General features: G+C 72.1%; 12 protein-coding genes. 8 read left to right on the plus strand and 4 right to left on the minus strand.

The window, feature by feature from the left end; translation table 11 throughout:
* Nucleotides 1-140: 140 nt before the first annotated feature.
* From I4J89_RS24645 to I4J89_RS24675, 7 genes are read left to right on the plus strand one after another with little or no spacing between them, the layout of a single operon-like run.
* Nucleotides 141-2,171 carry a bifunctional aldolase/short-chain dehydrogenase gene (locus I4J89_RS24645; protein WP_196416432.1) on the plus strand — a complete coding sequence of 677 codons (2,031 nt, stop codon included), beginning with the start codon at nucleotides 141-143 and terminating at the stop codon, nucleotides 2,169-2,171.
* Nucleotides 2,168-3,547: a rhamnulokinase gene (locus I4J89_RS24650; RefSeq protein ID WP_196416433.1), complete on the plus strand. Its 1,380-nt coding sequence runs from the start codon at nucleotides 2,168-2,170 to the stop codon at nucleotides 3,545-3,547. The genes I4J89_RS24645 and I4J89_RS24650 overlap by 4 nt, the downstream gene beginning before the upstream one ends.
* 3 nt (nucleotides 3,548-3,550) lie before the next feature.
* Nucleotides 3,551-4,288, plus strand: coding sequence for a (Fe-S)-binding protein (locus I4J89_RS24655; protein ID WP_196416434.1), 738 nt, complete (start codon nucleotides 3,551-3,553; stop codon nucleotides 4,286-4,288).
* Entirely contained in the window at nucleotides 4,285-5,733 is a 1,449-nt protein-coding gene (locus I4J89_RS24660; protein ID WP_309238462.1) for a LutB/LldF family L-lactate oxidation iron-sulfur protein, read from the plus strand. The genes I4J89_RS24655 and I4J89_RS24660 overlap by 4 nt, the downstream gene beginning before the upstream one ends.
* Nucleotides 5,730-6,326 carry a LutC/YkgG family protein gene (locus I4J89_RS24665; RefSeq protein WP_196416435.1) on the plus strand — a complete coding sequence of 199 codons (597 nt, stop codon included), beginning with the start codon at nucleotides 5,730-5,732 and terminating at the stop codon, nucleotides 6,324-6,326. Before I4J89_RS24660 ends, I4J89_RS24665 begins: the two co-directional genes overlap by 4 nt.
* Nucleotides 6,327-6,362: 36 nt before the next feature.
* Nucleotides 6,363-8,693 carry a DUF4132 domain-containing protein gene (locus tag I4J89_RS24670; RefSeq protein ID WP_196416436.1) on the plus strand — a complete coding sequence of 777 codons (2,331 nt, stop codon included), beginning with the start codon at nucleotides 6,363-6,365 and terminating at the stop codon, nucleotides 8,691-8,693.
* Entirely contained in the window at nucleotides 8,686-9,078 is a 393-nt protein-coding gene (locus I4J89_RS24675; RefSeq protein ID WP_196416437.1) for a hypothetical protein, read from the plus strand. Before I4J89_RS24670 ends, I4J89_RS24675 begins: the two co-directional genes overlap by 8 nt.
* Nucleotides 9,079-9,087: 9 nt before the next feature.
* Here the strand turns inward: I4J89_RS24675 and I4J89_RS24680 are convergent, their stop codons facing one another.
* Nucleotides 9,088-9,717: a DivIVA domain-containing protein gene (locus I4J89_RS24680; RefSeq protein WP_309238463.1), complete on the minus strand. Its 630-nt coding sequence runs from the start codon at nucleotides 9,715-9,717 to the stop codon at nucleotides 9,088-9,090.
* Nucleotides 9,714-10,505, minus strand: coding sequence for an AbfB domain-containing protein (locus I4J89_RS24685; protein ID WP_309238464.1), 792 nt, complete (start codon nucleotides 10,503-10,505; stop codon nucleotides 9,714-9,716). Before I4J89_RS24685 ends, I4J89_RS24680 begins: the two co-directional genes overlap by 4 nt.
* A gap of 169 nt (nucleotides 10,506-10,674) precedes the next feature.
* Here I4J89_RS24685 and I4J89_RS24690 point away from each other — a divergent pair, with 169 nt between their 5' ends.
* Complete coding sequence (locus I4J89_RS24690) at nucleotides 10,675-11,748, plus strand: LacI family DNA-binding transcriptional regulator (protein ID WP_309238465.1); 1,074 nt, start codon at nucleotides 10,675-10,677, stop codon at nucleotides 11,746-11,748.
* A 482-nt stretch (nucleotides 11,749-12,230) separates the two neighbouring features.
* Here the strand turns inward: I4J89_RS24690 and I4J89_RS24695 are convergent, their stop codons facing one another.
* Complete coding sequence (locus I4J89_RS24695) at nucleotides 12,231-12,410, minus strand: hypothetical protein (RefSeq protein WP_196416438.1); 180 nt, start codon at nucleotides 12,408-12,410, stop codon at nucleotides 12,231-12,233.
* Entirely contained in the window at nucleotides 12,410-13,600 is a 1,191-nt protein-coding gene (locus I4J89_RS24700; RefSeq protein WP_196416439.1) for a lactonase family protein, read from the minus strand. The genes I4J89_RS24695 and I4J89_RS24700 overlap by 1 nt, the downstream gene beginning before the upstream one ends.
* Nucleotides 13,601-13,615: the final 15 nt, after the last annotated feature.

Below are 13,615 nucleotides of genomic sequence, written 5' to 3' on the forward strand. Positions count from 1 at the left end.
GGCGTGGACACGCCCTCCGCGGTCGGCGGGCCTTGACCGGGGCTCGGACGCGCGCGTAATGTGTCGGTAACTCTGAAACGTTTCACCAGCGCTTCCGAGCAACCCGGAGACCACCGCCGCCCCGGCCTCGAAGGACCGTCATGACGAACCCCGTAGTCACCGACCTCATCGCCCGCTCCAACCGCCTCGGCGCGGACCCGCGCACCACGAACTACGCGGGCGGCAACACGTCCGCCAAGGGCACCGACACCGACCCGGTGACCGGCTCGCCGATCGACCTGCTCTGGGTCAAGGGCTCCGGCGGTGACCTCGGCACCCTCACCGAGGCCGGCCTGGCCGTGCTGCGCCTGGACCGGCTGCGCGCCCTGCCGAGCGTCTACCCGGGCCTGGAGCGCGAGGACGAGATGGTCGCCGCCTTCGACTACTGCCTGCACGGCCGCGGCGGCGCCGCACCCAGCATCGACACCGCCATGCACGGCCTCGTCGACGTGCCGCACGTCGACCACCTGCACCCGGACGCCGGCATCGCGATCGCGACCGCCGCCGACGGCCCGGCACTGACCAAGGAGATCTTCGGCGACCGGGTGCTCTGGGTCGACTGGCGCCGCCCCGGCTTCCAGCTCGGCCTCGACATCGCCGCCGTCCAGCAGGCGAACCCGCAGGCCATCGGCGTCATCCTGGGCGGGCACGGGATCACCGCGTGGGGAGCCACAAGCGCCGAGTGCGAGGCCAACTCCACCGAGATCATTCAAACGGCCGCGGCCTACCTGGCCGAGCACGGCCGCAGCGCGCCGTTCGGCGCGACCGTGGTCGGGGCACTTCCCGCAGGGGTACGCCGTGAGCGCGCCGCCGCGCTTTTCCCGGTGATCCGCGGCCTCGCCTCCACCGACCGTCCCCAGGTCGGCCACTACACCGACAGCGACGTGGTCCTCGACTTCGTCGGCAGCGAGCGCCTCGCCGAGCTGGCCGCCCTCGGCACCTCCTGCCCCGACCACTTCCTGCGCACCAAGGTCAAGCCGCTGGTCGTGGACACCGCACCGGACGCCCCGCTCGACGAGGTGGTCACCCGGCTCAAAGAGCTGCACGCCGAGTACCGGGATGACTACCGCGGCTACTACGAGCGGCACGCCACCCCGGACAGCCCGGCCATCCGCGGCGCCGACCCGGCGATCGTGCTGGTCCCCGGCGTGGGCATGTTCTCGTTCGGCGCCAACAAGCAGACCGCCCGCGTCGCCGGCGAGTTCTACGTCAACGCGATAAACGTGATGCACGGCGCCGAGTCGGTCTCCCGCTACGCGCCTATCGACGAGGCCGAGAAGTTCCGGATCGAGTACTGGGCCCTCGAGGAGGCCAAGCTCCAGCGCATGCCGAAGCCGAAGCCGCTGGCCACCCGGGTGGCGTTCGTGACCGGTGGCGGCTCCGGCATCGGCCGGGCGATCGCGCTGCGGCTCGCCGCCGAGGGCGCCTGCGTCGTGGTCGCCGACCGGGACGCGGCCACCGCCGAGACCGTGGCCCGCGAGATCGGCGGGACCGACGCCGCGGTGAGCGTCACCGCGGACGTCACCGACGCGGCCGCGGTCGAGGCCGCGCTGCGCGAGGCGGTGCTCGCCTTCGGCGGGGTGGACCTGGTCGTCAACAACGCCGGGCTGTCCATCTCCAAGCCGCTGCTGGAAACCACCGAGCAGGACTGGGACCTCCAGCACGACGTGATGGCCAAGGGCTCCTTCCTGGTCGCCAAGGCCGCCGCCCGGGTGCTCATCGGGCAGGGCATGGGCGGCGACATCGTCTACATCTCCAGCAAGAACTCGCTGTTCGCGGGACCCAACAACGTCGCCTACGGCGCCGCGAAGGCGGACCAGGCCCACCAGGTCCGGCTCCTGGCCGCCGAATTGGGCGCGTACGGCGTACGCGTCAATGGCATCAACCCGGACGGTGTCGTGCGCGGCTCGGGCATCTTCGCCGGCGGATGGGGCGCGCAGCGCGCCGCCGTGTACGGCGTGCCCGAGGAGCAGCTGGGCGAGTTCTACGCGCAGCGCACCCTGCTCAAGCGTGAGGTGCTGCCGGAGCACGTGGCGAACGCGGTCTTCGTGCTCACCGCGGGCGAGCTGTCGCACACCACCGGCCTGCACATTCCCGTCGACGCGGGTGTCGCCGCGGCGTTCCTGCGATGAGCGAGGCGTTCGCGGCCGTTGACCTCGGCGCGTCCAGCGGGCGCGTCGTGGTCGGCCGGTTCGGCGACGGCGGGTTCGACCTGGACGTGGTGCACCGGTTCCCGAACGAGCCGGTACGCGTCGGCGGGACGCTGCATTGGGACATCCTGTCGCTGCACCGCGGCATGCTCGACGGGCTGCGCGCGGCCGGGCCGGTGAGCAGCATCGGCATCGACTCATGGGCGGTCGACTACGGGCTGATCGACGCGAGCGGGGCGCTGCTCGGCAACCCGGTCCACTATCGGGACTCGCGTACCGACGGGATCGCTGCCCGGGTCGGCGACCTCTATCCGGTCAACGGGCTGCAGACGCTGCCGTTCAACACCGTCTACCAGTTGGTCGCCGCCTCCCGGACCCCGCAGTACCAGGTGGCACGTCACCTGCTGCTCATCCCGGACCTGCTCGCCTACTGGCTGACCGGGGAGATCGGGGCGGAGTACACCAACGCGTCGACGACCGGACTGCTCGACGTGCGTACCCGGGATTGGTCTTCGGAATTGGTCGCCGACCTCGGGTTGCGTGCCGAGCTGTTGCCGCCGGTGCGGCACCCCGGTGAGCGGATCGGGCTCTACGACGGGACACCCGTGGTGGCGGTGGGCTCGCACGACACGGCGTCCGCGATCGTGGGGGTGCCGGCGAGCGGCGGCGACTTCGCGTACATCTCGTGCGGCACCTGGTCGCTGGTCGGCCTGGAGCTGGACCAGCCGGTGCTGAGCGACGCGTCGCGGCAGGCGAATTTCACCAACGAGGGTGGCGTCGACGGAACGATCCGCTACCTGCGCAACGTCATGGGGCTGTGGCCGTTGCAGGAGTGCCTGCGCGAGTGGGGTTCGCCGGATCTGCCGTCGCTGCTGTCCGCGGCGGCGTCCGAGCCGGGCCTCGCCCACGTCGTGGATCTCGACGACCCGGTCTTCCTGCCCCCGGGAGACATGGACGGCCGGCTGCGCAAGATGGCGGGCCTTCCGGCCGGCGCCGGGCCCGCCGTCGTGACGCGCTGCGTCCTGGACAGCCTGGCGCTCGCCCAACGGCGTGCGGTGCGCCAGGCGCAAGAGCTCGCCGGCCGAGAGGTCAGCGTGGTGCACCTGGTCGGCGGCGGAGCGCTCAACGAGCTGCTCTGCCAGCTCACCGCGGATGCCTGCGGCCTGACCGTGCTGGCCGGCCCGGTGGAGGCGACCGCGCTCGGCAACCTGCTGGTACAGGCGCGTGCCGCGGGCGTGGTCGAGGGCGGACTGGATGCGCTGCGGTCGCTGGTGCGCCACACTCAACGGATCGTGCGCTACGAGCCGCGCGGCGACGACGGCCCCTGGCAGGCCGCGGCCGCGCGGGCAGGAAGGTGACCCGTGCGGATCGCGCTCTTCGCCACCTGTCTGGCCGACACCCTCTTCCCGGAGGCGGCCAAGGCGACCGTGCTGCTGCTGGAGCGGCTCGGGCACGAGGTGGTCTTCCCGTCCCAGCAGACCTGCTGCGGGCAGATGCACATCAACACCGGATATCAGGCCGCCGCGTTACCGCTGGTCAAACGGTACGCCTCGGTGTTCGACCCGTATGACGTGATCGTCGCGCCGTCCGGGTCGTGCGTCGGATCGATCCGGCACCAGCACGCCATGGTGGCCGCCTCCTACGGCGACGCGGGTCTCGCGTCCCGCGCCGCCGACGTGGCGTCACGCACCTACGAGCTGTCCGAGCTGCTCATCGACGTGCTGAAGGTGGAGGACGTGGGGGCGTACTACCCGCATCGGGTCACCTACCACCCGACCTGCCACAGCCTGCGGATGACCCGGGTCGGTGACAAGCCGCTGCGACTGCTGCGGCAGGTCCGCGGGCTGGACCTGGTGGAGCTGCCGGCCGCCGAGCAGTGCTGCGGGTTCGGCGGCACCTTCGCGATCAAGAACGCGGAGACCTCCACCGCCATGCTGGCCGACAAGATGACCAACATCGTGTCCACCGGCGCGGACGTCTGCACGGCCGGCGACGCCTCCTGCCTGATGCACATCGGCGGCGGGCTGTCCCGGCTGCGTACCGGGGTGCGCACCGTGCACCTCGCCGAGATCCTGGCCGCTACGGAGTTCATCTCGTGACCACCTTCCTGGGGATGCCGGCGACCGCACCGCGCGGCGTCGGGCACCTGCGCGGCGACCAGACGTTCCCGCAGGCCGCGCACGACGCGCTCGGCAACTCCCAGCTGCGGCGCAACCTGCGGCACGCCACGACGACGATCCGCGGCAAGTCCGGCAAGGTGATCGCCGAGCTGCCGGACTGGCAGAGCCTGCGGGACGCCGGATCGGCGATCAAGGCCGACGTGATGGCCCGGCTGCCCTTCTTGTTGGAGCAGCTCGAGGAGAAGGTGACAGCCGCCGGTGGCGTGGTGCACTGGGCCGCCGACGCCAACGAGGCCAACGCGATCGTCACCCGCCTGGTCCAGGAGACCGGCTCGTCGCGGGTCATCAAGGTCAAGTCGATGGCCACCCAGGAGATCGGGCTCAACGAGGCCCTCGAAGAAGCCGGCATCACGCCGGTGGAGACCGACCTGGCCGAGCTGATCGTGCAGCTCGGCGACGACAAGCCCAGTCACATCCTGGTCCCGGCGATCCACCGCAACCGCTCGGAGATCCGGGAGATCTTCCTGCGCGCGATGCCCGGCGTCGACCCGGCGTTGACCGACGACCCGCCGGTGCTGGCCGCGGCGGCGCGGCGCTACCTGCGCGAGACGTTCCTGTCCACGAAGGTCGCGGTCAGCGGGGCGAACTTCGCGATCGCCGAGACCGGCACCCTGGCCGTCGTGGAGTCGGAGGGGAACGGGCGGATGTGCCTCACCCTGCCGGACACGCTGATCACCGTGATGGGCATCGAGAAGGTGCTGCCGGCCTGGCAGGACCTGGAAGTCTTCCTGCAACTGCTGCCGCGGGCGTCGACCGGGGAGCGGATGAACCCGTACACGACGATGTGGACCGGGGTGACGCCCGGCGACGGGCCGCAGAACTTCCATCTGATCCTGCTCGACAACGGGCGCAGCGCGGTCCTCGCCGACACGGTCGGGCGGGAGGCGCTGCACTGCATCCGGTGCTCGGCCTGCCTCAACGTGTGCCCGGTCTACGAGCGGACCGGCGGCCACGCGTACGGGTCGGTCTATCCGGGACCGATCGGGGCGGTGCTGTCCCCGCAGCTCACCGGGGTGGCGGACAACGCGTCCCTGCCGTACGCCTCCTCACTCTGCGGCGCCTGCTTCGACGCCTGCCCGGTGAAGATCGATATCCCGTCGCTGCTGGTGCACCTGCGCAACCAGGTGCCGCACCCGGCAGGGGAGCGGGCCGCGATGGCGGCCGCGGCCTACACGATGGCCCGGCCCAGGCTGTACGCGAACGCGCAACGCGCCGCCAAGCTGGCCCGCATCGTCGGGCGGCGGGGCCGGGGCCTGCCGCCGCCGCTGTCCGGGTGGACCGCCGGGCGTGATCTGCCGGAGATTCCGAAGCAGACCTTCCGCGACTGGTGGGCCGCGCGGGACTCAGGAGTGGGGGAGCGATGAGTTCGCGGGAGTTGATTCTCGGGCGGGTGCGCGCGGCACTGCGGGACGCGCCGGTGGTCGCCGAGGTGCCGCGGGACTACCGGCCCGCCGGACGGTCCGCCGACGTGGAGGTGCTCATCGACCGGTTGGTCGACTACAAGGCCGAGGTGCACCGGGTGAGCGAGGCCGAGGTGGCGGCGACCGTGGCCGAGCTGGTCGGCGAGGGCGGTGCGGTGCTCGTACCCCCGGGTCTGCCGCAAGCGTGGCGCCCGGCCGGCGCCTTCGCCGACGACGACCTGGCGCCGGACCGCATCGCCGCCGCCGATGCCGTGCTGACCGCCGCGGCTGTCGCGGTCGCCGAGACCGGGACGATCGTGCTGGACGCCTCGCCGGATCAGGGGCGGCGGATCATCACGCTGCTGCCGGATGTGCACATCTGCGTGCTGCGGCCGGAGCAGGTGGTGGCCGCGGTGCCGGACGCGGTGGCGCGGCTGGATCCGCGGCGGCCGCTGACCTGGATCAGCGGGCCGTCGGCTACTAGTGACATCGAGCTGAATCGGGTGGAGGGAGTGCACGGGCCTCGGCATCTGCACGTGCTGCTGCTGCCCGGCTGAGCGGTTTTGTCGTACCCGGGCGGCATGATGCCGGGCATGGACAGCTGGCTCTCCCTGATTCCGGGCCCGATGCCCGCGTCGCCCGGCACACCCCCGGTCCCGACGGACGACGAGTGGGCCGGCGAGCAGCAGCGGCTGATCGCCATGCAATGGCATCTGGCCGCGGTGCGCAGGGGCTCTCCCAACTACGATCCCGACCCGGAGATCTTCCGGATCACCGCCGAGCCGTTGCCGTGGAAGCCCGGTGACCTGGCCTGGGCGTTGCGTTCGCTGAGCGAGGCCGGCATCGACGACGACGGCCAGGCGTATTGTCTGCCCGCCGTCATCGCGCAGCAGATCCCGCTCGACATGCTGGCGGCGTATGGCCCAGTGCTGTCCGCGGTCCTCGGCGAGCTTCTCGACGGCAACGCCGAATTCCCCGCCGAGATCCGGCGCCCGCTCGCCGAGCGATATGGGCGGGCGCTGGCCCGGCTCACCGGCGAGTTGCCGCCCCACCTGCTCTTCCACGGCGACCGCTTCGGTACTGCGGCGCGCGACCGGCTCGGTGAGCGGGTCGCCGATCCGGCGACCATCGCCGCCCTGGAGTTCGCGGTCACGCTGACCAGACCGGTGCCGGCCAAGGCATGGTCACGCCGGGCCGAGACCCTGCTAACCGGGGCGCCACAGGCCGTCGCCGCGGTCCGCGACGTGCTCAGAGTGTTCGCCGAGGCCGCCGCCTGGGTCTATGACGATCACGACGTGCTGCTGCGCGGGCTGTGCTGGATGGCCGCACTGGACCCGGCAGACGAGACGACGGCGCTGCTCGCCCGGGTCGCCGAGGTGGCCGGTGTGCCACGCGGTCGCTCCGCGGATCCGCGGGCGGCGCGGACCGCGGCCGCCGCCGTGGAGGCACTGGTCGAGCGGCCGGGCGTCGAGCCGGCCCGCACTCTGGCCCGGCTCGCCGTCGCCACGCGCAGCAAACCGCTGCGTGCCCGGGCGCGCACCGCGCTGGACCGGATCGGCGCGGCCCACGGCTGGGCGCAGGGCGAGGCGCAGGAGCTGGCCGTCGACGACCATGGCCTGGATCGAGACGGTCGCCGCAGCTGGCCGGCCCCCGGCGGGCACACGCTTGTCGTCGAGATCATCGACGGCAAGGCGACCGTCCGAGCGTGGCGGGACGGCCGGCCGCTGAAAAGCCTGCCCGCCGCGGTCCGTGACCACGCCGGCCCGGCCAAAGCCCTGGCGAAGGAGATCAACAAGACGCTCGCCGTCGAGCGCGCCCGCGTGGAGGACCTGCTCTCCGCGGACCGGACCTGGGAGTGGGAGACCTGGCAGGAGCGCTACCTGCGGCATCCGGTCACCGGCGCCCTCGGGCGGCGGCTCATCTGGCAGACGCCGGCCGACCACCAGGCCTGGGTGACCGGCCTTCCCGAGCAGACCGCCACCGGCTGGAGCGTCGGAGGCCACGGTGGGCCCGGCTGGGTGGTGCGGCTCTGGCACCCGGTCCTGGCCGCCCCCGACGAGGTGGCGGCCTGGCGTGACCGGATCACCACGGCCACCGTGCGGCAGCCGTTCAAGCAGGCGTTCCGCGAGGTGTACCGGTTGACCCCGGCGGAGGAGCAGACCCGCGTCTACTCCAACCGGTTCGCCGGCCACATCCTGCGGTACCGGCAGGCGAACGCCCTGATGCGGGTGCGTGGCTGGTCGGCCAACTTCCTCGGGCCGTGGGACAGCGGCCACCACAGCGAGGCCACCCGGGAACTGGCCGGCGGCGACTGGCGGGTCGCGTTCTGGCACGAGGCCGCCGGCACCATCGAGGGGAGGTCCGACCAGGTCGAGTTCTGCTCGACCGACCAGGTGCGGTTCGCCCGGCGCGACGGCCGGCTGTGGGAGCCGGCGCCGATCACCGAGGTGCCACCACGGGTGCTCAGCGAGGCGATGCGCGACGTGGACCTGTTCGTCGGGGTGACCTCGATCGCCGCCGACGACAGCTGGGCCGACCGCGGCGAGCACCCCTTCCGGGCGTACTGGGCGGAGGCCGGCTTCGGCGCGCTGACCGGCGGTGCCGAGGTGCGGCGGGACGTGCTGGCCCGGCTGCTGCCCCGGCTGGCGATCGGCCCGCGCTGTGAGCTGACCGACCGATTCCTGCGCGTGCGCGGCACCCGAGCCATCTACAAGATCCATCTGGGTTCCGGCAACATCCTGATGGAGCCGGACGACGCGTACCTCTGCGTGGTGCCCGGCGGCCGGGCCACCCGGGTGAGCCTGCCTTTCGACGACGACGAGCGGCTGTCGCTGATCCTGTCCAAGGCGTTGCTGCTGGCCGCCGACGACAAGATCACCGACGCGTCCATCCTGCGCCAGCTGCCGGGGGTGAGCCGTGGCTGAGGCGCTGATGCGGGACGAGACGTTGACCGGGCGGGAGATCGGCTCCTGGACACTGCCCGGCCTGCCGGAGCAGATCACCGCCCGGGAGCTGTTGCAGCTCCGGGTCCGGGAGGAGGTGGCCCGGTTCAACGCGACCCGGAACGACCTGTTCCGCGGCCTGGTCCGGCCGGCGGCGGCCACCGAGACCCCGCACGGATTCCGGATGCCCGGCGGCGACCGCGTCGACTGGGAGGCACAGGCCGACGCGGCGTGCGCCGCGTTCGCCCGCAACGGCTTCGTGATGCTCACCGGGGACCGGCAGATAGAGGATCTCGGCGAGCTGATCGACCTGCGCCGCGACAACGAGATCTCGTTCATCCGCCTGATCCCCCTGGTCGGTGGCTGACGCGGCCGGCTACTTCAGGTCCTGGAGCCGTTGCGTCACCTGATCGTGCACCGACTCGCGCAGGCTCTCCGCGCGCCGGCCGAGTTCATCGATCTCCTCCAGCGCGGCGGCCCGCTTCCCGGCGATGCCGTTGATCGCCTCGGTGTGCCGGTGGCGGGCGTCGCTGTCGATCGTGGAGGCCTTCAGCTGCGCCTCGCTGGTCAGCTGGTCGGCCTTGGTACGCGCGGTGGTGAGCAGCGACTCGGCCTCCTGCTGCGCCTCACGCAGGTGTTCGTCGGCCGTGCGCTGCGCGATGGCGACCACCCGGTCGGCGTTGCCGGACGGCGGCGGTGGTGGCGGGACGGCTCGGGCCGCCGCACGGGCGCGCTCCAGTTCAGCGCGCACCCGCTCGGCGTGCTGCTCGGCTTCGGCCAGTTCGGCCAGGCGGCGTTCGAGTCGCGTGGTCAGGACCCGCTGCGAGGCACCGGTGCGCTGGAGACTCTCCCGCAGTCGCCGGTTCTCGGCCGTGAGCCGGGTGATCTCCTGTTCCGCCTCGTCCAGGAAGGCGTCGACCTCACCCTCGTCGTAGCCGCGCTTGCCCAACGGAGGCCTGCTGAAGACCGCGTTGTGGATGTCGGCCGGAGTCAGTTTCCCGGTCACAGCGCGGACACCGCCCGGAACACGGTGGGCTGCCCGGCGGCCGGTTCCTCGAGCCGCACCTGCGCGTCCACCACCAGCAGATGGCGGGTGGGGTAGTTGGTGGAGCGCAGGGCGAAGCCGCCGCCACCGGTGACCGGGCAGAAGGTCGCGTCCTGGTCGAACAGGGTGGTCTGGTCGGCCCGGTCCAGGCGCAGCAGGAAGTCCCGGTGCCGCAGGTAGAAGCCGGGCTGGTTGACCGATTCGAACGAGCGGCACCGCGGATCCGCCCGCCCGGCACGTACCGCGAACCGGGAATCCGCGCGGTCCACCGGGCTGCTGGCGGCGGTGACCGGGTCGACGCGGGCCACGAAGTTCCGGTGCCGGACGCGGTGATCCGGCCGGTCGAGCGGGGACAGGCCGAGGGTGCGGCCCACCGGCAGCGGTGGTGGCGGTGGTGGCGCGGTCGTGGGCGGCCGGCTGCGAACGGTGCGTTCGCTGACCTTGCGATAGCTGAAGGCCGGGGCCGGCTTCTCGGCGCGGGACGGCGATGGTGACGGCGCGGGGAGCACGGAAACCGGCACCGACGGCGGCCTGGTGGTCCAGCCCTGCGGCGGCACCGGCACGGGTCCGAGGCCCTGCCGAGGTCCGCTGTCCGAGATGACGACCGCGGTGGCGGCGTAGCTCACCACGGCGAGGGTGGTCGCGGCGGCGAGCGCCAGGGCGGGGATGCACGGCGTCCGGCGGGCGCCGGCGATCCGCGGGTGTTCGTGGTTCTCGCCCTGCGGCATCTGACTGTGGCTCCTGGTCACGCGTGGAAAGATTCACCGGCATGTGTCTGGGACAACGTTGTCAGGCAGTAGACGCGACCGAAGTTGATGTTGTCAACTCCACGTAACGTGCAAGTTTCTTTCCGATATATTGCCTGGTCAGCGCCTGATCCTCGTTGTTCGGAGGGAAAGCGTTGTCTAGGCTGGGCCGGTGTCGATCAAGGGTGGGTCTCCCGGGCTGACGGCTGGCAGCCGCCGGACCGGCCGGCCGACGATGAACGACGTCGCCAAGGTGGCCCGGGTCAGCCTCAAGACCGTCTCCCGGGTGGTCAACGGCGAGCCCAACGTCTCCCCGGTGCTTGTCGCGCAGGTGCGCAGCGCCATCGACGCCCTCCACTACCGGCCCGACATCGGCGCCAGCACCCTGCGCCGCAGCGACCGCCGCACCGGCCTGATCGGCCTGCTGCTCGAGGACGTGGGCAACCCGTTCTCCTCGGCGCTGCACCGGGCGGTGGAGGACGAGGCCCGCGCCCACGGCGTCCACGTACTCACCGGCAGCCTCGACGAGGACCCGCGCCGTGAACGCGAACTGGCCCGCGCCTTCACCATGCGCCGCGCCGACGGCCTGATCATCGCTCCGGTCGGCGCCGACCAGAGCTACCTGAACACCGAGATCCAGGCGGACACACCGGTCGTCTTCGTCGACCGCCCCGCCAACGGCGTACCCGCGGACACCGTGCTGGCCACCAGCGTCGCCGGCGCCACCGAGGCCACCCGGCACCTGATCGCGCACGGCCACCGCCGGATCGCCTGCCTCGGCGACTACACCCGCATCTCCACCGCCCGCGACCGGCAGCGCGGATACCTGGCCGCGCTGCGCGAGGCCGGCATCGCCTCCGACCCCACCCTGATCATCCCGGACCTGCACACCACCACCCTCGCCGACCGCGCGGTGACGGAGCTGTTCCACCGCACGCGGCCCCCGACGGCCCTGTTCACCAGCCAGAACCTGATCACAATCGGCGCCGTCCGGGCGCTGCGCCGCCTCGGCCTGCACCACACGGTCGCCCTGGTCGGCTTCGACGACTTCCCGCTTGCCGACCTGGTCGAACCAGCGGTCACCGTGATCGCCCAGGACCCGGCCGCCATCGGCCGCACCGCGGCCCAGGCTTTGTTCCGCCGCATCGACGGCGACACCAGCGCCCCCGGCGAGCACTGGATCCCGACCACGCTGATCCGGCGAGGCTCCGGCGAACTGCCACCACCCCTTCATCGGGACGAGTGACCCGCCGATCCACCCATCCCCGCTCTCCCACGCGAGCACGCCTCGCGGTCACCGCCCGACCGCGACCGCCTCGAAACACCAATCCGCACGCGCTATACAGACTTGGTCGAGGTCTGCTTGCCGGTCGCTCTCCTTCTTCGGTACGGGTCCGGCGTCTCGCCGAAGCCGACCCGTGCCCGCCCTGCCCGCGCGAGCCGGGCTTTCCCTGACGGCCCCACCGCGGCCGCCGGGAAACACTAGAGGGCTTCCGTAGTCAGGGTCCCCAAGCGGTGATCTTGCTTAGCCCACGCTCAACGCTGTCTCAACGGCCGCCAGACAGCACCCACGTTGGGCCGAGGATGCTGTTTCCGGGCGGTCGCGGTGGGGCGGTGAGGGGGAGCCGGGCTTGCGCTGGGAGGGCGGGGACGGGGTCGGCTTCGGCGGGACGACCGGTTGCGCGTACCCCGAAGAAGCTGGACCGGCAGGCGGAGGCCCGGAAAGGGTCAGCGGGCGGCGAGGGCCAAGGCCTGCAGCTCGATCACGTCGGTGTGCCGGGCGATCTGGGCGCCGTCGCGGTAGATCGTTACGCCGCCGGCCCATAGGCAGTAGCGGACGTCGCGGTAGCGGGTGATCCGGTCGTCGTGGTGCCGGATCACCAGTTCGTCCGCGGGGGTGTCGGCCATCAGCGGTTGCGGCCCGCGGCGAACTCGCCGTGGAAGGTGCTCAGGCCGTCGGCGGCTGTGTACACCTTGGCGATTTTGTCGGTGCCGGTGTCGATGCGGATCAGGTGGTCGCTGGCGAAGCTGGAGACGAAGACGGACTCCTCGTCGGCGGTGGCCGTGGTGGTGTGCGCGTCGCGGAAGTCGGCGGGCAGTTCCTGGTCGGGGCGGAATCGCTTGATGAAGTGCGGCTTGCCGGGGTCGCTCAGGTCCCAGATCGAGACGAAGCCGTCGTCGGGGCGGCACGGGCGGCCGGTCCAGGCGTCCTCCTCGGCCACGTAGAGCTTGCCGTTGGCGATCGCGACGTCGGACGGTGAGCGGAACATGCCGGCGCCCTCGACCTGGGCGGTCGGGGGGATTACCAGCTGGCCGGTGTTCTCGTGGGTGTCGATCAGCCAGACGCTCGGGCCGACGATCTCCGCGCCCAGCGGGGTTCGTGAGGTCGGTCCGGCCTGCATCGCGCCGACGTACGCGTACCGGTCGTCCAGCCAGGTCGCCGCGTGCGCGAAGGAACCGTACCGGGTGGCGGTGCCGAGCCGGATGGTGTGCGTGACCCGGACGTCGCCGGTGCCGCGGTCGGGCCGGTAGACGCGTACCTCGCTGAGGTCGTAGTCGTAGCCGACGCCGAGGCCGAGCGTCCCGGCCGGGTTGAAGTCGATGCCGTGGGTCTGGCGGGTCAGCCGGCGTTCGGAGTAGACGATCGCGGGCGTGAGGGTGCCGTCGGCGTCGATGCGGAAGCCGCGGATCCGGTCGTCGGTGCAGTGCGTGACGTAGGTGAACGGCGAGTGCGGCAGGAAGGCCGGCCCGTTCGTCTGGGTGTGGAACGGCCTGCTCCACGGCATGATCGGCTGCCGTGGATCCACCTGCGCGAGGTGCGGCATGTCGGACGGCGTGCCGGCCGGGTCGAGCCGCAGGATCTGCAGCAGGCGTACGTCGGCGGTCCCGGCGTCCCAGTCCACGCTGTGCAGGCGCAGCACCGCGATCGAGGCGTGGAACGGCGGGACGGCGTCCGTCGCCAGGTAGACGGTGCGCTCGTCGGAGGTGATCCAGGCGTGTCGCGGCGCGGCGGGCTCCCAGCCGGCGATGCCGGCCAGCGGCACCCGGACCAGCCTGTCCTGCTGGCAGTCCACCAGGACGAGGTCCTTCGACGTCATGTTCACACCGGTCAA

The organism is Actinoplanes aureus (genome assembly GCF_015704865.1).
Taxonomy (GTDB): Bacteria; Actinomycetota; Actinomycetes; order Mycobacteriales; family Micromonosporaceae; genus Actinoplanes; species Actinoplanes aureus.

Excerpts from the sequence above, each read along its gene's own strand:
- I4J89_RS24645 (WP_196416432.1), top strand. The coding sequence starts at position 141 with ATGACGAACCCCGTAGTCACCGACCTCATCGCCCGCTCCAACCGCCTC.
- I4J89_RS24650 (WP_196416433.1), top strand. The coding sequence starts at position 2,168 with ATGAGCGAGGCGTTCGCGGCCGTTGACCTCGGCGCGTCCAGCGGGCGC.
- I4J89_RS24665 (WP_196416435.1), top strand. The coding sequence starts at position 5,730 with ATGAGTTCGCGGGAGTTGATTCTCGGGCGGGTGCGCGCGGCACTGCGG.
- I4J89_RS24670 (WP_196416436.1), top strand. The coding sequence starts at position 6,363 with ATGGACAGCTGGCTCTCCCTGATTCCGGGCCCGATGCCCGCGTCGCCC.
- I4J89_RS24695 (WP_196416438.1), bottom strand. The coding sequence starts at position 12,410 with ATGGCCGACACCCCCGCGGACGAACTGGTGATCCGGCACCACGACGAC.
- I4J89_RS24700 (WP_196416439.1), bottom strand. The coding sequence starts at position 13,600 with ATGACGTCGAAGGACCTCGTCCTGGTGGACTGCCAGCAGGACAGGCTG.